Source organism: Anaerobacillus sp. (assembly GCF_046314235.1).
GTDB lineage: Bacteria > Bacillota > Bacilli > Bacillales > Anaerobacillaceae > Anaerobacillus.
In genome coordinates, this window is sequence record NZ_JBKBWN010000008.1 from 122,750 (window position 1) to 147,463 (window position 24,714).

Sequence of the window (24,714 nt, forward strand, 5' to 3'; positions counted from 1 at the left end):
AACAATCAGCCTTAAGGCGGAAAGAAATCTGGCCTATCGGCTGTTTTACACTGGTAAATTTATGGATAAACTAAGTTGGAGAAAACAGGAATATTCAGTCAAAAAAACTAAGCATAATTGCGACTGATCATTCATATATTATTAATTTTTGTGAGGAGGTGAGTATATGTTATTAAATTTATTCTTTTTTACAGTAACTATTTCAAAACGGAAATTTTCAAATGAAGAAATTTCTAAAGCGTACCAGATTGAACAAGTAGAGTCACATTTAGATGCTGTAAAAACAAAGCATATTGATCAACAAATAATGTTTTTATAATTTTTACACTAACTTTTAAAAGGAGGTTTTTCTAATGTCAATGATGATATGTTTTCCGGTTTTAGCTTGGTACAAAAAGGTGAAAGGCTTAACCTAACTATGTTTAAAGGAAGGGAGGGGTCTTTGTATGGTGTTTAATCTTTTCTTTATAACAATTACCATTTCAAAGCGTCAATTTTCGAAGGCTGATTTTGAACGTGCCTATCAAGCACAACTCAATGAAAAGCTTTTCGAGAACAATAAACAACAGATGATGACAATTAAACAATATATATAAATGACTTATAAATGACTAAAGAGGCTGACAAATTTGTAGCCTCTTTTTGCATGAAATAGTTTTTGAGCAGTAATAATTTACTATTATCCAAAAGATTTTAAACAGCTTTCTAAAAGAAATCGCTGGATTTCCTTGAACGAGCCTCTAAAATTCATTAGAGTTTTCTAGCGAAGAGAGAGCTCAAGCGACTTTTCAATGAAGATACTAGAGCAAGACGTTTGCGGCAATACTTGTTTATCCAGGGTAAGAATATAAGTGATCACTCTCTAATCATTTGTTTTCTAAGATAATATATACTAAGCTATTTAGTACATATAGAAAGGAAGTGCAATACATAATGGAGCTCATGTTTAAAGAAGGAAAGTTGTTTATTTTTGACTTAGATGGAACTTTATACGAAGGAACTGATCATTTTGATTATTATGCAAAACGTCTTCTATTAGATGTAGCTATAGAAAATAAACAAGCATTTCTTCGAGATTACGAAATGATGAAAAGCGGTAATCACCCGATCAAAATAGGGAAGGCATATGATGTTATACGTGATACCGTATTAACTTTAGATCCATTTACTTTAAAAGTTGTAAAAGTAGAAACATGGCATGGTGAAGTATGGCCCGACGAGCAGTCTTTAGAGGTGTATAGTGAACATTTGTCTTTCGACTTTGAAAAAATGATTGCAATTGGCGATGGGTGGTGGCTACCGTTTGTAGCAGCAAAGCATTACGGAGTCCAAAATTGTCATGATCGCTATGTAGAGACAAAGGAATATATGGTTACAGAGCAATTTCGATTGGAGCCAATTAAAGGTGTAAGAGAAGGCTTATTGAAATTAAAAGCAACAAAAAAAATCGTTCTTGTGACAAATAGTGATATTGATGATGTTGGACGTTTACTTAAGGAACTAAACTTAGACGGAGTTTTTGAACATATCATTACTTCTGCTAAAAAGCCTTCTAAAACAGAAGAACTATTTAAGCATCTAGTTGAACAATACGAAGTAGATCCAAAAGAAGTGGTTTCTGTTGGAGATAATTTCATTAATGAAATAGCCCCAGCATTATTAATGGGGATGAACGGTATTTATATTGACCCACTAGAAAACCAACTTACACATAAACAGTTAAAGGTTGTCAGAAGTTTAGGAGAGTGCTTTTAATCTAATACGGAAACTATCTAAATATAGTATTTATCAAGATAGCAAAACAAATTTATAAAAGAAGTCGGTGGATTTCCTTGAACGAGCCTCTAAAATTCGTTAGAGTTTTACAGCGAAGAGAGAGGTAATCCAGCGACTTACCGGCGGCATGGTTTGATGAAACGGAGAGAAACTTGTAGAAAGTTGTTGAATTTTTCATATATTTGTAAATAATATATGTTTTATTTTTGAATTTTATGTTAACTTTAAATTAAGGAATTAGAAAAATAATACATACAACAGTTAACTAAAATTTCTTAGTTTAAGGAGCAGAAATCTATGGATGAACATCTAAAAGTAATACAAGATCGCAATAAGTTGCTGACAAAATTATTATGGTTTGCGTTTCTTCTTGGCCTAGCTAGTAACTTCTTATCAAAAGTGCCAACAAATGGTATTATTGCATACAGTATTGCCGGGATACTAGCGGTTGGTATAATCACTTTTATGACGTATAAGAAACTATCAGTCCAGTATGTTCAATATGTAGTCGTAGTTTGTTTCAGTGTCCTTATTTTTGTGATGGTCTCGACCTCTCCAAAACTATCAAATTATTTTATGATCTATGTAGCTGTAGCTTTTATGACTCTTTATCATAATTATCGTTCTATTGCTGCAGCTGCTGTTTCTGGATTAATTCTTTCAAACTACTTTTTTATGACTTTTGGGGATAAAATGTTCATCGGTATTGATGGCAGAACTTTTCTATCAATGAACGTCATGTATATAATCATCACAAGTGTTCTAATCACTCAGGCTCGTATTGGTGAGAAGATGCAAAAACAAATGGACAAACAGCATGAAGAGATGAAGCAAGGTAAACAGAGAGTGGATCAACTATTAACAGAAGTAAACCGCTCAGTTAAAGTGATATCAAATTTTAGTGAGACATTAAAAGGGAATATCGTCGCTTCCGCTAAAACTTCTGATGATATTACAACAGCTTTCGTTGAAGTAACAAAAGGTGTTGAAGCGCAAGCAGTGAGTATTGTAGAAATAAATGAATCAGTGAATAACACAAGCGAAGTTGTCACAAACGTTTCTAGTATTTCTAAACAAATGGGCAATCTCTCAAACAAAACAAGAGATATTACCAATGAAGGTAATCACCATGTTAGCCAGCTCACTTCACATATGTCAGAGGTGAACGAAGTAATAACTGCGGCCAGTCAACTTATGAAAGAGTTAAATAACCAAACGAACCAAATTGGAGCAATTCTTTCATCGATCAGTGAGATATCGAACCAAACGAATCTTTTAGCGTTAAATGCCGCGATTGAAGCTGCTAGAGCCGGAGAACACGGCAAAGGTTTTGCTGTTGTCGCTGCGGAAGTTCGTAAATTAGCAGAGGGTTCTCAATCTTCGACAATTAAAATAAGCGAAATTTTAACTGATATTCAAGAAAAAACTTCACAAGTTACAAAACAAATAGTCGCAGGGGAACAAACGGTTTCAGCTAGTATTTTAGCTACTGAGAAGACAAAAAATAATTTTGAAGTAATTCTAGCAAATACATCGGAGGTCGCCAAAGAGTCAGAAAATGTACAAAAGATGTTAACGAGGCTTGAAGAAGTATCTGTAGCAATCGGTGAAGAAATCACCGCGGTTTCTTCTGTCACTCAGGAATCGAGCGCACAAACAGAAGAAATTTTAGCTCATGTGAAAGAGCAACATCATCGTATTGAAGAAATTATGAACTCATTTGAGGAGTTAGATGGATTAACAAGACAACTACAAAGTTTAGTCGACAAAACAAGTTAAGTTAAAAAGCTCATTGCTACCAAAATAAAAGAAGACCCATTAAAAGGTCTTCTTTTGTTTTGATAAATAATATCGGCAAATTATATTCTAATGTGAAGTGCTTCTTGAACAGGAACGTAATCATAGCCTAAATCTCTAGCTACCACTTCATAGGTAATTGAACCGTTCGCTACGTTAACGCCAAGCTCTAATGCTTTGTTTTCCGAAACTGCAGTATAAACACCTTTATTAGCGATTTGTAGTGCGTATGGAATTGTTACATTCGTCAGCGCAATTGTCGATGTACGAGGAACAGCACCAGGCATATTAGCAACTGCATAATGAACGACGCCATGTTTTTCATAGGTAGGTTCACTATGAGTAGTAATACGATCAACTGTTTCAAAAATTCCACCTTGGTCGATAGCTACGTCTACAATTACAGAGCCAGGTGACATAGCTTTAATCATATCTTCTGAAACAAGCTTAGGTGCTTTGGCACCTGGAATAAGAACCGCACCAATAACAAGATCAGATTCACGAACAGCTTCAGCGATATTTAATGGATTTGACATTAATGTATTAATTGTATTTCCAAAAATATCGTCAAGATATCGTAATCGTTCAGGGCTTAAATCAATGATTGTTACGTCTGCACCAAGTCCAATCGCAATTTTAGCAGCATTCGTGCCAACGACACCACCGCCAATTACGGTTACTTTTCCGCGTTTTACTCCTGGGACTCCTGCAAGTAAAATTCCTTTACCACCCTTTGGTTTTTCTAAAAATTGTGCACCTATCTGAGAAGCCATTCGTCCAGCAACTTCGCTCATCGGCGTTAACAACGGCAATGTACGATTAATTTCAACTGTTTCATAAGCGATAGCGATAACACCTTTACTTGTTAATGCACGTGCTAACTCAAGCTCAGCAGCTAAGTGTAAGTATGTAAATAATATTAGTCCTTCACGGAAATAGTCATATTCAGAAGGTAGTGGTTCTTTAACCTTCATAATCATTTCCGACTTTGCCCAAACATCTGAAGCATTCTCTAGAATTTGTGCCCCAGCTTCTATGTAAGCTTCGTCTGTGAAACCGCTTCCAATTCCGGCGTTCGCTTCAATTAAAACACTATGACCAGTGTTAACAAAGGAAATAACCCCTGCTGGTGTTATAGCTACGCGGTTTTCATTATTTTTTATCTCTTTAGGAATACCTATAATCATTTGTAAATCCCCCTATAGTTTAGAGTTTTTCTCCTTTTTAGTATAGTTTGATTACCTAAGGATAATCAATTAATTTCTATTAAAAAAGGTAAATTTTATTCATTTGGAAATATTGATCAGTTTTCCCTAATACGAATGTTGTAATTTGTTTACAAGACATTTAAGATTTTCCGCTCTAAGCCCTGAATGAAACAACGGCCGACTTCTTTTGCTTGGCAGTTATCCAGTTCCAAATAAGAGAAGCATTAAAAAACTGGGACGAAAAAAAATGTACCTATAATTTGCAAAAAATTGACGTTCAATCACCGTACGATTGTGGTTTTTGATTTATCAATAGTTCGAAGTTAGGTACATATCTTAATATTATGTTTTTAATGGAGCTTGCGCTTATCATATTTAACGTCAAGTCGATCATGAACAAATTTATTCCGATCCTCTGTAGAAAGAAAGCCTACATAATCAATGGGCATTACATCATAATAAACATAATAGTTACCATTAGTAAAACGAATATAAAGTGAATGGGTTATGTCGTCGTACGTTGAGGATTGAATGTCACGCGAATTAAAATTTGTAGTTTCCATTAGCTCATCTCCCTAAACATAGATATTTTATGGTAGTATTCCCTATAATTATTGGATAAAACATCTTTTTCGGGTAGCGGTACTTATAAAATTAATGGATTAATCGTGCTATTTCTTCTTTACTTAAAATCTTCCCACTTGAAACGACTTTTCCATCGACAACAAGTGCAGGGGTATAAACTACGCCGTATTTCATTATGTCTGGTAGGGAGTCAATTTTTTCGATACTTGCATAAATTCCCTTCGCTTCGACCGCTTCAACTACTCTTTTTTCAAAAAGCTTACTATTAATACAAGATGTTACTAGAAGCTTAATTTGCATATACACCCCTCCAATGTGTTCTTATAAGTAGTTTATTATGAAGTGAAGTTCGTTGGATTAGTTTTTTCTGACAAACTTGTGAAAAAGAAAGACTTATTTTCAAAATTGTCAAACTATCAATTTTTTGTTACCAACGACATTCATAGATGTTTATTGTATTTAACTGAATTTGTTGGAAAAAATAGACGAAACAACAATATATTAAAGGGAGGATTGACCATGAAACGTGTGTCTGTATATATTGCGACTTTTTTGTTTTTAGCTTGGCTTGCAGCTCTTTTCCTGAATATTGATATTTATCGAAAAGCGAACATTGAATTAAGTGTTTTTGGCCCTATAATTGATGCTATACTTCTAATGTTGATTGCACTTGTTGTATACATGATTGTTGCTGTTTATAGTGGTAAAACAGAAAAAAATCTAACGTGGATAAATACGAGTTTATTTTTATTAGGAATTTGCAGTATATTTATGATATCATTCTTTTACGTAGCGACCTTTCGTTAGGTTTAAGTCGTGAAATTAATAAAAGAAGACCACTATGTAGTAGAAATCAAAATTTATCAATTAAGGAGGTGAGCACTGGTGGAATTCCCTTTTGATCTTTCACTTATTTGGCTTTCATTAATACTTTCAATGTTATTGTTAATGGCATATATCATCCGATGTAATGTAATGCCATCTATAAAATCTCAAAATAGAAAAGACAAATCAGCCACAAGCGTAATCAAAGAAGACATCCCTGTTAGTTTTTTTACTGAAAGACTTCACACTGCGTTTCGGAAAATACCGACAAAAGAACTAGGAAGTAATTCCTTAGATGAAGATCAACCTTCTTCCTTCTCAAAAAGTAACTATTTTTTTAATTTAGAGGAGGACATTTTTAATGGGAATTCATCATTTGCTCACATCAGTTATACGTAAAAAAGTTGTAGTATTCTTTGTAATCGTTGTTTCTATTTTTGCTTTAACAGGTTGTGGAGTTGAGGTTTCACCAATAACGTCGGAGAGTCCAGGTTTTTTTAATCACTATCTTGTTTATCCTTTTTCATGGTTGTTATTAAAAACTGCTGTTTTATTTGGTCATAATTTTGGACTTTCAATCATCGCTGTAACCATTTTTATTCGCTTAATGCTACTCCCGTTAATGATTAAGCAATCAAAAGGGATGAAAGCATTACGTGATATGCAACCGAAATTAAACGAACTACAAGTAAAATATTCAGCTAAAGATGAAAAAACGCAAAAAAAACTTCAAGAAGAAATGATGAAGTTATACCAAGTAGAAGGTGTAAACCCACTTGGTAGTATTGGCAGTGGGTGTTTGCCGGTGTTAATACAAATGCCGATTTTACTAGCCTTTTACTACGCAATCAGTCGTACTGAGGAGATAGCTAGACATTCTTTTTTATGGTTTAATTTAGGTGCACCTGATCCTTTTTACATTTTACCAATTTTAGCTGCGCTGATGACATATATTCAATTAAAAGTATCCGCGGCAACGCAAACAACTGCTAATAACCAATTAGCAATTTTAAACAATATTATGCCAATTATGATATTGATTTTTGCGTTAAATTTTCCATCCGCGCTGTCTCTTTATTGGGTAGTCGGTGGAATATTTGGAATAGGGCAAACCTACCTATTAAATCAAGATCGCAACCAGGTTAAACCTGAAACAGTTATAAGTTAATAAAATCAAAAGTGGCTGTCCAAAATGCAAAGTATTAGTCACCTCGCATCTATAAATAGATTTTGTACAGATTCTATCTATAGTAGTATGGCTTCGAGGTGCTCTGATATATATAGGACAGCCACTTTATCATTTTTTGATCAGACCCCCCACTTCAAATTTTCGTTAGAAAATTAAGTGGCGGGTTAATGAATTCGTTAGTAAGGAAATACTAAGAGACAAACGTCATTGTAACCTTGCTAGAAAAAAGAAAAGAACAAATTCCGCGGTGAAATCTGTTCAATGTATAAAGCTATATTGTACACTCCTCATAAGGACAATGGTCACAACGAAGTTGAGCTTGTAAAAATTCAATGTTATGAACAGTGATATATTTAGCGTTAATTGAAATAATGCCTTCGTTAATTAAACTTTTAAGAAGTCTACTAATGCTTTCTCTTGTAGCCCCTACATAATGTGCTAATTCTTGGTTCGTTAGTTTTTTATCTATTAAGATACCGTCATCGACCTTTTTGCCATGAGCATTGCTTAAACGGATTAAAATTGAAAATAGTGCACCTTTCTTTCCACAAAAAATTAGATCGCGAAATTGGGCAAGGAGAGAATTACTGTGCTTTGAAAACCAACGCATAAATGCAAGAGAAAAGGCCCCATTTTGGCGACAGATGTCCTCAAGAACTACACGCTCATAGCGAATTAATCGTGCATCGCTTATTACATAGGCATTGCAACTAGCTTTGAGGTTATTGAATAAACTTAGCTCACCTACGAAATCATCCTTCTGTTTTAGTTGAAAAAATAATATTTTCCCCTCTACATTTGTCTTACTAAGTCGCACTTTACCACTTTTGATTAAGTAAATATGAGTATCTAAATCCCCTTCTAAAAACAGAGGAGTTCCTTTCTTTACGGAAATTTCTGTTCCTTGCGCTAAAAGAAATTCACATTCTTCTTGAGTTAATTCTCCAAGAAATGTTGCTCTTTCCAATTTTTCACCATCCATGAAATAGCCTCCTAACATACTAGCAATGCCGTTCAAAGTTTAATTACTATAAAAATAGCATAGAGAAGTTAAAAAGGATGTGGATAAAATGGGAATTTTCAATTTGTGTAATTCTCAATTATAATAAAAAGAAACTATAATGTTTTTGGACAATACCATGGGGGACTATGCATTGAAATTTATTAAAATAGAAAAAAAGAAACTATCCGAAGAAATTGCTGAAAAGCTTCGACAAATGATTCAATCAGGAGAATTACAACATGGACAGCAACTCGATTCAGTCCCTAACTTGGCAACTCAATTTTCAGTAGGAAAAGCAGCTGTTAGAGAGGCACTTAGTGCATTAAAGGCTGTTGGCCTTATTGAGATAAAACAGGGGTTAGGTACATTCGTAACAAAAGCTGATGAATTTACACTCCCTTCTTTAAACTTACAGGGGTTAGTTAATATTGATCAAATTAGAAAAATTTTTGAAATAAGACGGATTTTAGAACTTGGTGCAGTCAGGGTAGCCGCTACAAAACGAACTGAAGAAGATTTACTACAGTTAAAGAATCTTCTAGAAGAAATGAAACAAGGAATCGACGATAAAGAGGTAGGCGAAGAAGCAGATTGGAAATTTCATATGGCAATTGCCAAAGCATCCAATAATAATTATATTGTCGACATGTTAAACAGTATTTCTAGTACAATTAGAGCAACAATGTATGATTCACGGAAACTATGGTTGTTTTCGAATAAAAAAACAGCACTGGAACTCATTGAGGAACACGAAGCTATCTACTGTGCGATTGCCGAAAATAATGAAAAATTAGCCCAAGAACTAATGATGGAACATTTAGTCGGGGTGGAAAAAGGTCTAATTGAGTTTTTAAATGACCATAAAGTGTAACTATATTCTAAGGAGAGTTGAAATGAAAATTCTAGTAACAGGTTTTGAGCCATTTGGTGGTATGAAAGTAAACCCTACTTCTATGCTAGTTGAAAACCTTCAAGAAGAGGGGGTTGATGGTTTTGAGATTTATGCCTCAACATTACCGGTTGTTTATGATCAGTGTGTAGAAACGCTGTTAACAAAGATCAACGAAGTTAATCCTGATGCTGTGATCTGTTGCGGACTTGCTTTTGGCAGATCGAGTGTAACTGTTGAACGAATCGGGATTAATGTGAAAGATACTGCGGGTGAGGGACTTAAAGGAGATAATCAAGGAGATAAGCCAGTGGATGAAAGAATAATTACAGATGGTCCTGATGGGTTGTTTTCAACGCTACCGCTTAGAAAGATTGTAAATGATTTGTTAGCAGAGGGGATACCAGCTCAAATATCGAATACGGCAGGAACGTATATTTGTAACAATACCCTTTATGGCGTTTTGAATTATTTTCGAATAAACCATCATCAGGCATTAGCTGGGTTTATTCATTTTCCGGCAATACCTGAGATGACTGTTGAAAGGCCACAAATTCCAAGTATGTCTTATGAAACTCAATATAAAGCGTTAAAAACAATTATCAAATCGCTGAAAATATAGCTATAAGAGGCTGGGACATAACAAAGTGTCTGACACTTTGTTATGTCCCAGCCTCATTTTTGTTGAAAAACGTTTTTGAGCATAACTAACCCTATTTTATAAAAAATTAAAAGTGGCCTAATAAAAAATGCCGCTGGATTTCCTTGAGCGAGCCTCTAAAAATCGATAGAGTTTTACAGCGAAGTGAAAGGAAATCCAGCGATGTTTCATTGAGGTAATAGCGCTAATGCTTTTTATCAAGGAAAAGTTTTAGTTGAATTTTGAACAAGCCTTAGATAAAGGAACATTAACAGCGAAGCAAAAGAAGTATGATTTTTACAGGGAAAATTCATAGATAATTCTTCTAAGTGTTTGAAGTTTCTGCTATTAGGGTATTATAAAATAAACCGATGTTAAAATCTGAAAGTTGTAAATAAACTGAAAACTTAGTATAATTAATAAAAGGGGGTTTTAATATGGAAAAGTTCGCAATCAACAAAAAGATGCTTAGGAAATTAACGTTAATGAATAACCATAGAGAGCCTTCTCTAGAAATAATTGACTCTTTATTTGCACAAATTGTTCTAGAGTTATCGATTTTTCAATTTCAAAAGGCTAAACTCCAAACCGAAATTGATACTGCGTTAAAAACTGGCGATAAAAACCTTTTTACAACATTAGCCCAACAGTACAATGAAATATTACACAAGTATAAAGACGGTATCCACGTATCTGCCCAAGGCTTTGAGTATACGATGGAAATTGATGAATAACTTATGGTACGATAAAAAACTTCCACCAACAGAATTAGGTGGAAGTTTTTGGTTTATATTTTGGTTATAGTAATAGCTTTCTTAATCCATTAATCCCAGTTATTTCATTTGCCTGCCAAGGTATGACTACACACTGGGGTGCTAGCTCATCCACTTTTTTTATCCACTGTTCTTCAGAATTCGCTCGACCTTGAAGAATAGGATCAGCTGTCTCTGTTTTTTGGAAGCTTTGATTTATTACCCACCACTGTGGTTCAATTTCAGCACGTCTTAAATCTTCTTGGAGACGGCTAGCTTCAAATACTGGAGTAGCTTCTGGCAATGTAACTAATACAACATTTGTTAGATCTTTGTTACGGAGTCTTGGTAATAATTTTCTGACTGAGTCAGGAATATCGCCATTTGAACGTTTTGTTACTTCCAAGTGATAGGATTCTGCCGCATCTAAAAGCAACACAGTGTGACCAGTAGGTGCGGTATCAATAACAACAAAGGCATCTTCAGCTTTATCGACAATATTGGCAAAAGCCCGAAATACTGCAATTTCCTCTGTGCAAGGCGAGTTAAGCTCCTCTTTTAGAAATGCGAAACTATCCTCATCAAGACTTGTTCTTACTTTGTTTAAAACTTCTTCTTTGTAAATCGCCACTTCTTTTTTCGGATCAATGCGACTAACAGTTATTCGGTCTTCATAACTCTCATTATTTAAAACAACGTCTAAATGAGCAGCAGGGTCTGTCGTTGTTAAATGAACTTTGTGGCCTTGTTCGGCAAGACCTACAGCGATAGCGGCTGCAATCGTTGTTTTTCCTACGCCACCCTTACCCATAGTCATGACCACACCATTATTTTTTTTAGCCAAATCTGTTACCATCGTTTCAAGCCCTGAGATTTTTTTCGCACTTAAATGATCAGCTAACGTTATTGAATGTTTGAGCTTAACGATAAAGAACGTTCTTAACGCCTCTATACCTGTCAAGTTAAAAGGAACAAGAGGAAGTTCAAACTTCTGAATAGATTTCAGGTAGGTAGACATTTTTGTTAATGCTTCTTGTTGTCTTGCTTCTAATTGATTGGCTACTAAATCATTTTTAGAAAATGGTTTGAATAGACCATTGATGATAAGTGTTTGATTATTAATTTGTAACTCACTTAACTCGACTGAAGCCCGCTCAGCTTCAAGTAAAGATGAATAGTCAGGCCTTGAGACAAGGATTAACGATGTTTCCTCACTATTAGCCAGTGCGCCTACAGTGAGACTGTAAAGTTCTTTTTTCGCTCCAAGTCCTGAAAGTGGACCAAGGCAAGATGCCCCTGTCGTATTTTCCTCTAAAAACGCGGACCAAGCGCTTGGTAATTGCAATAGTCTTAAAGTGTGGCCTGTAGGAGCAGTGTCAAAAATAATATGGTCAAAAGCTGCTGTTAACTCTTTGTTAGAAAGCAAATTTGTAAATTCATCAAATGCGGCAATTTCTACAGTGCATGCACCTGATAACTGTTCTTCCATATTATCAATCGCCGCTTTTGGAAGCTTGCCACGATATGGACCAATGACTTTCTCGCGATAATCTCTCGCTGCTTGCTCTGGATCCAGGTTAGAAGCAGATAGATTAGGAACGGCACTAATCGCTGTTGGTTGATTGGCGAGCTGAACCCCAAAAACATCTTCAAGATTTGAAGCGGGATCAGTACTAACGATTAAAACCTTTTTTCCGGCATCAGCTAAGGCAACAGCAGTAGCACAGGCAATTGATGTTTTGCCAACGCCACCTTTACCTGTAAAGAAGAGATGCCTCGTATTCGTTAATTTTGAAGGGTGAAATACTTCCATGATATCTAACCACCTTTTCGGAGTATTCAAAGGGTAATTGTTAAATGTATCGGGTAAGTTACTAACAGTTCCTTTACTTAAAACTAATTCGTTTTTAAATCAATTGATAATTTAGGTTTTTTTGCTTCTAGCTCACTTACATCAATATTAAGCCATGAAGCTAATTCTGTTTTTGTTGGATAGTTATGTGTCTTTAGAATTTTGCCATCAACAGCAGTAGCTGGAAGAGCATCTACACCTTCGGCTTCCAACAACATGCCCATTTCTCGATTTAATACATATGGTTCAGCGTTTTGAGCTAAATTATGTCTTACAATGTCATAACCTTTATTTTGTAGTGTTGCTACATCCCTTGCAATTCTCGTTAATTCTGGGTCTACATCTGTACCACAAATACCTGTTGGGCAGCACAAAGCTGGATCAAAAATTTCAATTTTTCTACTCAATTTCATCTCTCCTTAAATTTTATAATAGGTTTGTTCAGTTAACTTCGGTTTTGTTTATATTATTAGCTACTTTTGAATTAAGTTAACTTTTATAGTAAAGAAAAACCCTTTACCCTAGTTTAACATAATATCCATTGACATATAAGTATATGCTTATATAATAAAAGAACGAGGGAGGTTTTCATATGGAAAAAATTAAAATTGATAAAATGGCAACGTTGCTTAAGTTGTTAGGAGATCAAACAAGGTTAACAATGGTCCTTTTACTAAAAGAGAGTGACTGCTGTGTTTGTGAGTTTGTTGAACTTTTCAATATGAGTCAACCTTCGATTAGTCAACATGTTCGTAAATTAAAAGATGCAGGTGTTGTAACGGAAGCACGTAAAGGACAATGGATTTTTTATTCGTTAAATAAGGAATCTCAATATTACGAGGCAATCCTCTCATTAATTAAACATTTGCCACCTCAACAAGAAAAAATTGTTCAATTAGAGAAACTAGGGAAAAAAATTAGTTGTGATTAATAAGGAGAGTGAGAGTAATGAGTGAAAAAAAGGAAAAGCAAGGAATTGGCTTTTTCGAACGGTACTTAACAGTATGGGTTGCACTTTGTATTTTAGTAGGTTTGGCCATTGGTCAGTGGTTACCTGTAGTCCCAGAAACGTTAAGCCAATTTGAATATGCTCAAGTATCAATTCCAGTTGCCATACTAATATGGTTGATGATCTACCCGATGATGGCGCAGATTGATTTCACAAGTATTGTTAATGCGGGGAAAAAACCAAAAGGGTTAGTGATTACACTTGTTGTTAACTGGATCATAAAACCTTTTACAATGTTCTTCTTTGCTTGGTTATTTTTTAAAGTGATTTTTTCACCGTTTATTGATAGTGGTCTTGCCACCGAATATATTGCTGGTGCGGTTTTATTAGGTGCTGCACCTTGTACAGCGATGGTCTTTGTCTGGAGTTACTTAACTAGAGGAGACGCAAGCTATACACTTATTCAAGTATCAGTAAATGATTTAATCTTAATTTTTGCCTATGGGCCAATTGTAATGTTTTTACTGCGGATCAATGACGTAGTTGTCCCATATGAGACCGTTATTTTATCAGTCGTCTTATTCATTGTTGTTCCTTTAGCAGCCGGCTATTTTTCTCGTATCATCCTAATTAAAAATAAAGGCAAAGAGTGGTTTGAACAAGTCTATTTAAAGCGGGCTGGTAAGTTTACAATGGTTGGCCTGTTACTTACTTTGATCATCATCTTTTCGTTCCAAGGGGAAGTTATTTTAAATAATCCATTCCACATCGGTTTGATTGCGATTCCGCTGATTATTCAAACGTTATTCATTTTTGTTATTGCTTATTATTGGGCAAAAAAATGGCGTCTTAGTCACAGTGTTGCAGCTCCAGCTGCGATGATCGGTACAAGCAATTTCTTTGAATTAGCCGTTGCAGTAGCAATTGCTTTATTTGGATTAAATTCTGGAGCGACATTAGTAACAGTTGTAGGCGTTCTTGTAGAAGTACCATTAATGCTGTATTTAGTCAAAATTGCTAACAATACCCGACATTGGTTTCCTGAAACAAAACTTGCAAAGTAATGTCGATATTGATAAAAAATATTTAAACAAAAGGAGATTTTACTTCATATGTCTAAAAAAACAATTTATTTCTTATGTACAGGAAACTCTTGTCGCAGCCAAATAGCTGAAGGCTTTGGGCATCATTATTTAGGAGACGAGTGGGACGTTTATTCTGCAGGAATTGAAGCACATGGCGTAAACCCAAATGCAGTTAAAGCAATGGATGAGGTTGGCGTTGATATTAGAAAGCAAACTTCTGATACAATTGATCCAGAAATACTAGCAAAGGCTGATTTAGTTGTCACTCTTTGCGGTCACGCAAATGATGTTTGTCCAGCTACACCTCCAAATAAAGATAGAGTTCATTGGGGCTTTGACGATCCTGCGAAAGCAGAAGGAACAGATGAAGAAAAATGGGCATTTTTCCAACGAGTTCGTGATGAAATTGCAGACCGAATTAAGACTTTTAAGGAAACAGGGAAGTAACTGAAAAGAGGCTTTTCTAAAGTTGCCGCTCACCTCATAAATAGGAGTGTATCTTTTGTACACGATCTATAGCAGAGGTGACTGATACACTTTGGAAAGCTTCTTTTTTTTATCTATTTTTTGGAAGCTATTGACAACAATTCGTTATTTTCGTAAAATTCAGATAGGTAATAGACTGACTAGTCGGTCGGCTTGTTCAGCTAGAAAATGTGAGGCTCTTACCCTTTAAATGTAATCCAGTTTATGAGAAGAGGTGAAAGGATGTTTAAAAAAGTCTTGATCGCCAATCGGGGCGAAATAGCTGTAAGAATTATTAGAGCTTGTCAGGAATTAGGAATTTCGACAGTTGCCGTTTATTCTCAAGCAGACAAAGAAGCATTACACGTCCAATTAGCGGATGAAGCCTATTGTATTGGGCCGCACCTTTCAAAAGAAAGCTACTTAAAGCAAGTCAATTTACTAAGTGTAGCAACAATTACTGGAGTCGATGCTATTCATCCAGGTTATGGATTTTTAGCAGAAAATGCTGAATTTGCTGAGCTATGCGGAGCATCGAATATAACCTTTATTGGCCCATCTCCAGAAGCCATTCAAAAAATGGGGGCGAAAGCTGTTGCAAGAGAAACAATGAAGGCAGCGGGCGTTCCGATTGTTCCTGGAACAGATGGCATTATCGATAATGTAGAAAAAGCACTTATTACAGCACACGAAATAGGCTTTCCTGTCATTATAAAAGCGACTGCCGGTGGTGGCGGCAAAGGAATGCGGGTAGCTCAAACAGAAGCTGAATTACAAAAAGCTGTATCAATGGCGCAACAAGAAGCAGAAACTGCGTTTGGAAATGCAGGCGTCTATTTAGAAAAATACGTAGAAGAACCGCGTCACATTGAAATACAAGTGTTAGGTGATACCCAAGGAAATGTGATTCATTTAGGTGAACGTGATTGCTCAATACAAAGACGTCATCAAAAGTTGATTGAAGAAGCGCCTTCTCCTGCTTTAGATGAAGATCTCCGTCAAAAGATGGGGGATGCAGCTTTAAAGGCTGCAAGAGCCGTCAATTACACGGGTGCTGGTACAGTTGAATTCTTACTAGACAAACATCGGAATTTTTATTTTATGGAGATGAATACGCGAATTCAAGTAGAACACCCTGTTACAGAAATGGTAACTGGTGTTGATTTAATCAAAGAACAAATAATGGTCGCTGCCGGCTATCCACTTTCTATCACTCAAGAAGAAATTGTCATCAATGGCTGGTCTATTGAATGTCGGATTAATGCTGAAAATCCAGCCAAAAATTTTATGCCATCTCCAGGTAAAATTGAAGCATATCATCCGCCAGGTGGACTAGGTGTTAGAATTGATAGTGCAGCATATCATGGTTATGCAATTCCGCCATTTTATGATTCAATGATCGCAAAATTAATCGTCCATGGCAAAACGCGTGAAGAAGCAATTGCTAGAATGAAACGGGCATTAAATGAATTTTTAATCTCTGGAGTTGAAACGACAATCCCATTCCATATAGCGTTATTAGAACATGAAGATTTTATAAATGGAAACTTTAATACGAAATTTTTAGAGAATAACAAAATTATTTAAGGAAAGCAGCGAAAAGAATGGAGGCGTTGTTGTGACAGAGAAACCTACGAAAGAGAAGATAACAGAAGTTGCGCTCCAGCTTTTTGAACAAAATGGTTATCATGCAGTAACAGTTGATAAGATCGTAAAGATAAGTGGCACGAGTAAAGGAACTTTTTATCATTACTTTAAATCTAAGGATGAACTCTTATACAATGTCCACGATTACTTTATAACGTATGTTCTTGATAAAGCGACTGAAGCTTATGAAAAGTGGCAAACACCGACTGAACGTCTTAATGAAATCATCAAATCATTTGTCATGATGTTTGATATGTATCGCCCTCACGTTACGGTTTTTTACCAAGAAAGTTTATATTTAGCTCCTGAGTACGTTGATGAAATAAAGCAAAAACGGGATCATTATAAGGAAATGATGTTTAAAGTAGTTCAAGAAGGGATATCTAGAGGTGAATTTCGAAAAGAACTCCCTGTACCTATCACTTCGATGGCAATTTTTGGAATGATCAACTGGACTTATAAATGGTATAAAACAGATGGTAAGTACTCCATTTCTGAAATCGCTAGTATTTATGCCGACTTTGTCCTTCACTCAATTTTAACGAATGATGCAAAACAAACATATCAGCATTTATTAAAATAAACAAACCATAGGAGGAAATAAGATGTTTAAAATTAATGATTTAAGAGAATTAATCCGTGCTGTTGACCGCTCAAATATTGATGAGTTAATCGTAAGAGGCGAAAACAATCAAAAAGTCGTTATTCGAAAAAAGGGGGCAACTGTAGTTGTAAATGAAACAGTAGAAGCTGCAGCACCAGCACCAGTAGTACAAAGTGCACCATCAGTACCAACGCCCCCAGCACCTCAAGAAGTTAAAACAGAGGAGCCTGGACCATCAGTCGTCGCAGTCGATGAAAACTTGCATAAAATTACTTCACCTATGGTTGGTACGTTTTATGCTGCGCCATCACCTGATGCACCTGAGTATGTAAAAAAAGGTGATCAAGTAAAAAGTGACACGATCGTCTGTATCGTAGAAGCAATGAAATTAATGAATGAGCTTGAAGCAGAAGTAAACGGTGAAATAGTCGAAATATTAGTAGAAAATGGTCAATTAGTTGAGTACGGTCAACCATTGTTCCTTGTAAGAGTTTAAGATTGGAAGCTTCCTAGCAACGTATCATCTCAAAACTCAACATATTTAAAGGAGGTTGACGAAGATAATGGATATGTTTGATAAAATTGAAGAAATGGAAGAACGACGTTGGAAAGTTAAGAATGGTGGTGGCGACGCGAGAATTGAGGCGCAACACAACCGGGGGAAAAAAACAGCACGGGAAAGAATCGAACTTCTTGTTGATGAAGGAACATTCGTTGAACTGAATCCCTTTATTGAAAATAGAGGCCTAGCTCTAAGCTCAGGAAATTCCGATGCCCCAGGTGAAGGAGTTGTAACTGGCTATGGTAAAGTCGACGGCAGGATCATTTTTATTTTCTCACAAGATTTCACAGTGTTTGGTGGGGCTCTTGGAGAAATGCATGCAGCGAAAATCGCAAAAATTATGGACTTAGCAGCTGAGAATGGTGCCCCGATAATCGGTTTAAATGATTCAGGTGGTGCGAGAATCCAAGAAGGCGTTCTCTCACTAGATGGTTATGGTCACATCTTTTATCGGAACTCAATTTTTTCAGGAGTTATTCCACAAATCTCAGTTATTATGGGCCCTTGTGCTGGTGGGGCTGTTTATTCTCCAGCAATTACAGACTTTGTTTTCATGGTAGAAAAAACGAGTCAAATGTTTATTACTGGTCCTAAGGTGATTAAAAGTGTTACGGGGGCGGACATTGAAACAGAAGACTTGGGTGGAGCAAAAGTTCATTTAACTGTGAGTGGAAATGCTCATTTTACGGCACCAACAGAAGAAGAAGTGCTAGACGAAGTAAGAAGACTTATTAGTTTCTTACCACGAAATAACGAAGTAAGAGCACCAGTCAAACTACCAAAAACCCAAAAGCATCGAGATGAACGCGTTGATGAACTAATTGATATCGTACCTATAGATGGAACAAAAGTTTATGATGTTAGAAAAGTCATTATGGCGATTATCGATGATGAAGATTTCATGGAAGTTCAGCCAGCCTTTGCGAAGAACATCGTCATTGGCTTTGCGAGAATAAGTGGTGAAACAGTAGGGATTGTTGCCAACCAACCGAAATTTATGGCAGGCGGACTTGATATTAATTCTTCAGACAAGTGTTCTAGGTTTATTCGGTTTTGCGATTGCTTCAACATTCCGTTAATTACGTTTGAAGATGTAAGCGGTTTTATTCCTGGAATTAATCAAGAACATGGAGGAATTATTCGCCATGGAGCTAAAATCTTGTATGCCTATTCAGAAGCGACTGTACCGAAAATTACGGTTATTATTAGGAAAGCGTTTGGTGGAGCATATGTAGCGTTAAACAGTAAAGCAATTGGTGCCGATCTGGTATTTGCTTGGCCAAACGCGGAAGTTGCCGTAATGGGACCCGAAGGAGCAGCAAATATCATTTTTGCAAAGGAAATTGCTGAAAGTGCGAATCCAGAAGCTACAAGGCAAGCGAAAATACAAGAATACCGGGACAAATTTGCAAATCCATATGTTGCGGCATCTAATGGAATGATTGACGATGTCATTGACCCGCGTGATACAAGAAAATGCCTTATAAATTCTCTAGAAATGTTAAGGAACAAGAAGAAGCAGTTACCAAAGAAAAAACATGGCAATATCCCACTATAAAGGTAGGTGACTTATATGTGCCCGAAAGAACGTAACGAAAACTTTTTTTCAGACATTTGTGACTTTCCTATCCCTTCTTACGAGCAATGGAAAATAGCTGTAGAAAAATCTTTAAAAGGAGTTCCTTTCGCAACCCTTACAACAAAAACGTACGAAGATATTACCCTACAGCCGATGTATCAAAAGCGGGATATCGCAAATCTCTCGTTTGTACATTCTTTACCCGGTGAATTTCCATATGTTAGAGGAACAGAGCCATTAGCCAATCAAAAAAGTTGGTTAGTCGCCCAAGAAATAAATCATCCTCTACCTGAAACGGTAAACGAGTGGCTAAAAAATGATTTGCAAAAAGGTGTTAATGCGATAAATCTAGTCTTAAACGAAGATATAAAGGTAGGCACTAACGGTAACGTTTGTACCTTAGGGACTTCTATTTACACTTTAGAAGATATTGAAACAATCTTTAAAGATATCGAGCTAGATCATTATCCCTTCATGATGCAGTGCGGAACGAATGTTGCAATACTTGCATTAATAGTTTCCTATTTCAAGAAGAAGAAGTTTCCTATAACTAGATTGCGAGGGTGTATTGGCATTGATCCACTAGCAATGCTATTGAATGCAGGGACTTTACGAAGTGGTATCAATAGTTATCTAGACCAAATGGCAGAGATAATTAGGTGGAAAGAAGAAGAAGGCCTCGATTTGAAAACGATTTTTATCGATGGCAGTCCATATCATAATAGTGGAGCAAGTGGAGTTCAGGAACTTGCCTTTATGCTAGCGACAGGTGTTTATTATATTCGCGAGTTACAAAATCGTGGACTTACGATTGACCAAATCGGTTCATCTATTAGTTTTTCTATTTCTATAGGTTCAAATCTTTTTATGGAGCTTGCAAAGGTTCGAAGTGCAAGAATGTTATGGTCGAACATTATCGAGGCTTTTGGTGGAAAAGCAGAAACTCAAAAACTTACCATTCATGCTAGAACATCCAAGTGGACGAAAACAGTCTACGATCCACATGTTAATATGTTAAGAGGTACAGTAGAAGCTTTTACAGCAGCAGTTAGCGGTATTGATAGTTTACATGTTAGTCCTTTTGACGAAGCATATATGCTACCTAGTGATCTTTCGAGAAGGGCAGCTAGAAATATACAATTGATTATCCAAGAGGAAGCTCTTATCACAATTACAGCTGATCCAGCTGGTGGCTCTTGGTATGTTGAACATTTGACGAATGAAATTGCTACGAAAAGCTGGACATTATTTCAAGAAGTTGAAGAAATAGGCGGTATTTATGAAGCTATCATCAAAGGTGTTCCTCAACAGTTAGTTAAACAAGTATCAAAGCAAAAAAAAGAGGATATCGAAAAACGGAAATTGAGCTTTGTTGGAGCGACAATGTATCCGAATAATCGTGAAACATTTAAAGAATCTCCTAATGATGCATTGAAGAATGTGATTGAGCAGAGGATGCAAAGCTTGAAACAAAAGCAGGCTGTTGTCACTTCGATTAGCACTCAGAACATGATGAATGATATGGTTTCTGCTTTTGCAGAAGGTGCCACCGTAGCTGAGATCATTGCTTCATTAGGAAACGGTCAGGAGATTTCTGTTGAAAAACTAGAAACATATCGGGCAACCGAGGCGTTTGAAAAGTTACGTCAAAGAAATGATCAGAAAAAACTAACTGGGAAACCAATGAAAGTCTTTTTGACAAGTATTGGTCCGCTCTCACACCACAAACAGCGTTCTGACTTTATTGCCAGCTTTTTTGAAACTGGGGGTTATCAAGTCATTAAAAGTAATGGCTTTGAGACTAGTGAAGAGGCAATTAAAGCAACGATTCATTCAGGAGCAACAATAGCTGTCATTTGTGGGAAAAATGAAAGATATCATGAACTTAGCTTTGAAATTGTCACGAATGTTAAGCGGGATCGACCTGACATTCGCTTATTTGTTGCGGGAAAGCAAGAAGCAGAACTTCAAAAGCAATTAATTGAAGCGGGTTTAGATGGATTTATCCACATCGGGACCAATTGCTATCAACTGCTAAATGAGCTACAAGGTGAAGGGGGGAAATGGGATGAATAATCCTGATTTTACAAAGATAGATTTTAAGAAAGAATGGAAGACAGAGAAATTAAAATCTACTATTTCAGAACAACAACCATACCGTACCCTTGAGCAAATTTTTGTGAAGCCTTTTTATTCAAATGAAGATATCGAAGGAATGGAACATTTAGATTATGTCTCAGGCATTCCGCCATTTTTACGTGGACCTTATCCAGCTATGTATAAGTCAAGACCTTGGACAATTAGACAATATGCCGGTTTTTCGACAGCAGAGGATAGCAATGCCTTTTACCGTCGCAATTTAGCTGCCGGACAAAAAGGACTTTCGATTGCCTTTGATTTAGCAACACATCGAGGCTATGACTCTGATCATCCCCGTGTTGTCGGCGATGTCGGCAAAGCAGGTGTTGCCGTTGATTCTATCTTAGATATGAAAATATTATTTGACGGTATACCATTAGAGCAAATGAGCGTTTCCATGACAATGAATGGTGCGGTCTTACCAATAATGGCTTTCTATATTGTTGCCGCTGAAGAACAGGGCGTAAGCCAGGACCAACTTACTGGAACAATTCAAAATGATATTTTAAAAGAATATATGGTAAGAAATACGTATATTTATCCTCCGAAGCCATCAATGAAAGTAATTGCAGACATTTTTGAATATACATCAAAGCATATGCCTAAGTTTAATAGTATCAGTATTTCTGGGTATCATATGCAAGAAGCTGGGGCAACCGCTGATATTGAACTAGGCTACACATTGGCAGATGGTCTTGAGTATGTGCGTACAGGAATTGAGGCAGGACTTGATGTAGATGCGTTTGCACCAAGATTATCTTTCTTTTGGGCCATAGGTATGAATTATTTTATGGAAGTTGCCAAAATGCGAGCGGCTAGACTATTATGGGCAAAACTAATGAAGCAATTTAATCCCAAAAATGAGAAATCACTAGCGTTAAGAACCCATTCCCAAACTTCAGGATGGAGTTTAACCGAGCAAGACCCATATAATAATGTGGCTAGAACATGCCTTGAAGCACTTGCTGCAAGTTTAGGCCACACCCAATCGTTACACACCAATGCCCTAGATGAAGCAATAGCGTTACCGACGGACTTTTCGGCGCGTATCGCTCGAAATACGCAGTTGTTTTTACAAGATGAGACAGGAATTTGTAATGTTTTAGACCCTTGGGGTGGCTCATATTACGTAGAAACACTTACAAAAGAATTAGCAGAAAAGGCATGGGGACATATTCAAGAAGTAGAAAAACTTGGTGGAATGGCTTTGGCGATTGAAACAGGGCTACCAAAAATGCGCATAGAAGAAGCGGCAGCCAGAAGGCAAGCTCATATCGATTCGAAAAAAGAAACAATTATTGGTGTGAATAAATATCGGCTAGAGAAAGAAGATCCAATCGAAATACTAGATATTGATAATACTGCTGTTAGAGAAGCACAAATAAAAAGACTTGAGGAACTTAGAAACAACCGTGATGAAAAGAGGGTTACTAAAACACTTCAAGCGATTACGACAGCGGCTGAATCAGGAGAAGGAAACTTATTAGCTCTTGCCATTGAAGCGGCTCGAGCCAGAGCAAGTCTTGGAGAAATCTCTGACGCCTATGAAAAAGTTGTTGGAAGACATAAGGCAGTCATTCGTTCGATTAGTGGGGTATATATGGCTGAATTTGCTGAAGAAGAACAAATAAATTTAGTTAGAAAAAAAGCAGACGAATTTGCAGAAAGCGAAGGTAGACGGCCACGGATTATGGTTACGAAACTTGGTCAAGATGGTCACGATCGCGGCGCAAAAGTAATCGCAACCGCTTTTGCTGATTTAGGATTTGATGTTGATATTGGTCCACTTTTTCAAACTCCTGAAGAAGCAGCCATTCAGGCTGTCGAGAATGATGTTCATGTGATTGGGATGAGTTCACTTGCAGCTGGGCATAAAACACTCCTTCCTGAAATCGTAAGCGAGCTAAAAAGACTTGGCCGTGAGGATATCCTTGTGATCATCGGTGGCGTAATCCCTTCCCAAGACTATCCATTCTTATATGATCAAGGGGCAGCTGCTATTTTCGGTCCCGGAACAGTCATTCCAATTGCAGCTCTAGAGGTGTTAGAAAAAATAAGCGAACAATTAATGTAGAGATAAAAATGTTGGATCGTAGCTTTAAAGGAAACTTAAATACAGTTCTAAGGGGAGAAGAATATGGCGAAAGAAAAGAATGCTCCTCGACGAAAAAGGCAGTTAGATGTTGAAGACTATGTTAAAGGCGTTTTAGAGAACAACAGAGCCGTTTTAGCGCAAACCATTACTCTTGTGGAAAGTAATGCCCAAAAGCACTTTCATTTAGCACAAAAAGTAATTGGGGAGTTATTACCGTACACGGGTAATTCGATACGGATTGGCATTACAGGTGTTCCTGGAGTAGGTAAAAGTACGTTAATTGAAGCTTTCGGTACTTATTTATGTGAATTAGGACATAAAGTAGCCGTTCTTGCTGTTGATCCCAGTAGCCAAATTTCTAAAGGTAGTATTCTTGGTGATAAAACGAGGATGGAGAAGTTAGGTAGACATAAAAATGCTTTCGTTCGCCCGACTCCTGCAGGCGGAACCCTTGGTGGAGTAGCGAGAAAAAGTAGGGAAACTATGCTTGTTTGCGAAGCAGCTGGCTATGATGTCATTATCGTTGAAACAGTCGGTGTCGGCCAAAGTGAAACAACCGTTCGATCGATGGTCGACCTATTCCTTGTTTTAATGCTAACAGGTGCTGGTGATGAGCTTCAAGGAATGAAAAAAGGAATTTTAGAAATTGCAGATGTGATTTTCATAAATAAAGCTGATGGTAATAATAAGCTAAAAGCATTAGCGACAAAAGAAGAATTTAATCAAATTCTACATTTCCTACAACCTGCAACTAAAGGCTGGCAAACAAAGGCGTATACTTGTTCAGCCTTAAATGGAGAAGGAATCGATGAGATGTGGAATGTAGTAGGGAAATATGTTGAACATACGAAAAACAGTAATCTTTTTCATGAAAGAAGAAAGGAACAATTATTTCTTTGGCTCCATGATACTGTTCAATCACAACTATTGACGAATTTCTACGAACACCCGAAAATCCGTCAAAGCTTGCCGGAATATAAACAAGATATCGAAAAAGGGATGATCACAGTCACTATAGCTGCCCAAAAATTATTAAATGAATTTAATATTAGTATGAAGTGAGGCGCGCCTGA

The 24,714-nt window shown here is 36.6% G+C and carries 26 protein-coding genes; 20 read left to right on the forward strand and 6 right to left on the reverse strand.

Going from position 1 to position 24,714, the window contains the following annotated elements; genetic code table 11:
• The first annotated feature begins 166 nt into the window (after positions 1 to 166).
• From ACK4M9_RS12940 to ACK4M9_RS12955, 4 genes are all read left to right on the forward strand, one after another.
• The gene (locus tag ACK4M9_RS12940) at positions 167 to 319 is read left to right on the forward strand and encodes a YrzI family small protein (RefSeq protein ID WP_409851154.1); all 153 of its coding nucleotides are present in this window, start codon (positions 167 to 169) and stop codon (positions 317 to 319) included.
• A 127-nt stretch (positions 320 to 446) separates the two neighbouring features.
• On the forward strand, positions 447 to 596 hold the full coding sequence (locus tag ACK4M9_RS12945; RefSeq protein WP_409851157.1) for a YrzI family small protein: 150 nt from the start codon (positions 447 to 449) through the stop codon (positions 594 to 596).
• A gap of 346 nt (positions 597 to 942) precedes the next feature.
• Positions 943 to 1,755: an HAD family hydrolase gene (locus ACK4M9_RS12950; RefSeq protein ID WP_409851160.1), complete on the forward strand. Its 813-nt coding sequence runs from the start codon at positions 943 to 945 to the stop codon at positions 1,753 to 1,755.
• 318 nt (positions 1,756 to 2,073) lie between these two features.
• A complete protein-coding gene (locus tag ACK4M9_RS12955) occupies positions 2,074 to 3,555 on the forward strand; it encodes a methyl-accepting chemotaxis protein (RefSeq protein ID WP_409851163.1) in 1,482 nt (493 codons plus the stop codon).
• A gap of 80 nt (positions 3,556 to 3,635) precedes the next feature.
• Here the strand turns inward: ACK4M9_RS12955 and ald are convergent, their stop codons facing one another.
• The 3 genes from ald to ACK4M9_RS12970 form a co-directional block, all read right to left on the reverse strand.
• Positions 3,636 to 4,760, reverse strand: a complete 1,125-nt coding sequence (ald, locus tag ACK4M9_RS12960; protein ID WP_409851165.1) for an alanine dehydrogenase — start codon at positions 4,758 to 4,760, stop codon at positions 3,636 to 3,638.
• Between the two features lie 371 nt (positions 4,761 to 5,131).
• A complete protein-coding gene (locus ACK4M9_RS12965; RefSeq protein ID WP_409851167.1) occupies positions 5,132 to 5,344 on the reverse strand; it encodes a KTSC domain-containing protein in 213 nt (70 codons plus the stop codon).
• 91 nt (positions 5,345 to 5,435) lie between these two features.
• The gene (locus tag ACK4M9_RS12970) at positions 5,436 to 5,666 is read right to left on the reverse strand and encodes a thioredoxin family protein (protein WP_409851170.1); all 231 of its coding nucleotides are present in this window, start codon (positions 5,664 to 5,666) and stop codon (positions 5,436 to 5,438) included.
• Between the two features lie 219 nt (positions 5,667 to 5,885).
• On the opposite strand from ACK4M9_RS12970, the gene ACK4M9_RS12975 reads away from it, so the two are divergent.
• The 3 genes from ACK4M9_RS12975 (at position 5,886) to yidC (ending at position 7,359) form a co-directional block, all read left to right on the forward strand.
• Complete coding sequence (locus ACK4M9_RS12975) at positions 5,886 to 6,173, forward strand: hypothetical protein (RefSeq protein ID WP_409851173.1); 288 nt, start codon at positions 5,886 to 5,888, stop codon at positions 6,171 to 6,173.
• 78 nt (positions 6,174 to 6,251) lie between these two features.
• A complete protein-coding gene (locus tag ACK4M9_RS12980) occupies positions 6,252 to 6,590 on the forward strand; it encodes a hypothetical protein (protein ID WP_409851176.1) in 339 nt (112 codons plus the stop codon).
• Positions 6,553 to 7,359, forward strand: a complete 807-nt coding sequence (gene yidC / locus ACK4M9_RS12985; RefSeq protein ID WP_409851179.1) for a membrane protein insertase YidC — start codon at positions 6,553 to 6,555, stop codon at positions 7,357 to 7,359. The genes ACK4M9_RS12980 and yidC overlap by 38 nt, the downstream gene beginning before the upstream one ends.
• A gap of 292 nt (positions 7,360 to 7,651) precedes the next feature.
• Here the strand turns inward: yidC and ACK4M9_RS12990 are convergent, their stop codons facing one another.
• Positions 7,652 to 8,362, reverse strand: a complete 711-nt coding sequence (locus ACK4M9_RS12990) for a Crp/Fnr family transcriptional regulator (RefSeq protein ID WP_409851181.1) — start codon at positions 8,360 to 8,362, stop codon at positions 7,652 to 7,654.
• Positions 8,363 to 8,534: 172 nt separating this feature from the next.
• Here ACK4M9_RS12990 and ACK4M9_RS12995 point away from each other — a divergent pair, with 172 nt between their 5' ends.
• The 3 genes from ACK4M9_RS12995 (at position 8,535) to ACK4M9_RS13005 (ending at position 10,646) form a co-directional block, all read left to right on the forward strand.
• On the forward strand, positions 8,535 to 9,254 hold the full coding sequence (locus ACK4M9_RS12995; protein WP_409851184.1) for a FadR/GntR family transcriptional regulator: 720 nt from the start codon (positions 8,535 to 8,537) through the stop codon (positions 9,252 to 9,254).
• A 22-nt stretch (positions 9,255 to 9,276) separates the two neighbouring features.
• On the forward strand, positions 9,277 to 9,894 hold the full coding sequence (locus ACK4M9_RS13000) for a pyroglutamyl-peptidase I (protein WP_409851186.1): 618 nt from the start codon (positions 9,277 to 9,279) through the stop codon (positions 9,892 to 9,894).
• Between the two features lie 455 nt (positions 9,895 to 10,349).
• A complete protein-coding gene (locus tag ACK4M9_RS13005) occupies positions 10,350 to 10,646 on the forward strand; it encodes an IDEAL domain-containing protein (RefSeq protein WP_409851188.1) in 297 nt (98 codons plus the stop codon).
• A gap of 64 nt (positions 10,647 to 10,710) precedes the next feature.
• Here ACK4M9_RS13005 and arsA read toward each other — a convergent pair whose 3' ends face one another.
• Complete coding sequence (gene arsA / locus ACK4M9_RS13010) at positions 10,711 to 12,480, reverse strand: arsenical pump-driving ATPase (protein WP_409851460.1); 1,770 nt, start codon at positions 12,478 to 12,480, stop codon at positions 10,711 to 10,713.
• 80 nt (positions 12,481 to 12,560) lie between these two features.
• A complete protein-coding gene (arsD, locus tag ACK4M9_RS13015; protein WP_409851190.1) occupies positions 12,561 to 12,923 on the reverse strand; it encodes an arsenite efflux transporter metallochaperone ArsD in 363 nt (120 codons plus the stop codon).
• A gap of 185 nt (positions 12,924 to 13,108) precedes the next feature.
• On the opposite strand from arsD, the gene ACK4M9_RS13020 reads away from it, so the two are divergent.
• The 10 genes from ACK4M9_RS13020 to meaB all read left to right on the forward strand — a co-directional run bounded on the left by ACK4M9_RS13020 (position 13,109) and on the right by meaB (position 24,703).
• Complete coding sequence (locus tag ACK4M9_RS13020) at positions 13,109 to 13,447, forward strand: ArsR/SmtB family transcription factor (protein WP_409851193.1); 339 nt, start codon at positions 13,109 to 13,111, stop codon at positions 13,445 to 13,447.
• A 17-nt stretch (positions 13,448 to 13,464) separates the two neighbouring features.
• Positions 13,465 to 14,529: an ACR3 family arsenite efflux transporter gene (gene arsB / locus ACK4M9_RS13025; protein ID WP_409851196.1), complete on the forward strand. Its 1,065-nt coding sequence runs from the start codon at positions 13,465 to 13,467 to the stop codon at positions 14,527 to 14,529.
• A 48-nt stretch (positions 14,530 to 14,577) separates the two neighbouring features.
• Positions 14,578 to 14,997, forward strand: a complete 420-nt coding sequence (gene arsC / locus ACK4M9_RS13030) for an arsenate reductase (thioredoxin) (protein WP_409851199.1) — start codon at positions 14,578 to 14,580, stop codon at positions 14,995 to 14,997.
• Between the two features lie 261 nt (positions 14,998 to 15,258).
• Positions 15,259 to 16,602 carry an acetyl-CoA carboxylase biotin carboxylase subunit gene (accC, locus tag ACK4M9_RS13035; RefSeq protein ID WP_409851202.1) on the forward strand — a complete coding sequence of 448 codons (1,344 nt, stop codon included), beginning with the start codon at positions 15,259 to 15,261 and terminating at the stop codon, positions 16,600 to 16,602.
• A gap of 31 nt (positions 16,603 to 16,633) precedes the next feature.
• On the forward strand, positions 16,634 to 17,245 hold the full coding sequence (locus ACK4M9_RS13040; protein WP_409851206.1) for a TetR/AcrR family transcriptional regulator: 612 nt from the start codon (positions 16,634 to 16,636) through the stop codon (positions 17,243 to 17,245).
• A 22-nt stretch (positions 17,246 to 17,267) separates the two neighbouring features.
• Complete coding sequence (gene accB, locus ACK4M9_RS13045; RefSeq protein ID WP_409851208.1) at positions 17,268 to 17,762, forward strand: acetyl-CoA carboxylase biotin carboxyl carrier protein; 495 nt, start codon at positions 17,268 to 17,270, stop codon at positions 17,760 to 17,762.
• Between the two features lie 67 nt (positions 17,763 to 17,829).
• The gene (locus ACK4M9_RS13050) at positions 17,830 to 19,386 is read left to right on the forward strand and encodes an acyl-CoA carboxylase subunit beta (protein ID WP_409851211.1); all 1,557 of its coding nucleotides are present in this window, start codon (positions 17,830 to 17,832) and stop codon (positions 19,384 to 19,386) included.
• Positions 19,387 to 19,401: 15 nt separating this feature from the next.
• Positions 19,402 to 21,483, forward strand: coding sequence for a methylmalonyl-CoA mutase family protein (locus tag ACK4M9_RS13055; protein WP_409851214.1), 2,082 nt, complete (start codon positions 19,402 to 19,404; stop codon positions 21,481 to 21,483).
• Positions 21,476 to 23,620 carry a methylmalonyl-CoA mutase gene (gene scpA, locus ACK4M9_RS13060; protein WP_409851216.1) on the forward strand — a complete coding sequence of 715 codons (2,145 nt, stop codon included), beginning with the start codon at positions 21,476 to 21,478 and terminating at the stop codon, positions 23,618 to 23,620. Before ACK4M9_RS13055 ends, scpA begins: the two co-directional genes overlap by 8 nt.
• 63 nt (positions 23,621 to 23,683) lie before the next feature.
• Positions 23,684 to 24,703, forward strand: coding sequence for a methylmalonyl Co-A mutase-associated GTPase MeaB (meaB, locus tag ACK4M9_RS13065; RefSeq protein WP_409851218.1), 1,020 nt, complete (start codon positions 23,684 to 23,686; stop codon positions 24,701 to 24,703).
• Positions 24,704 to 24,714: the final 11 nt, after the last annotated feature.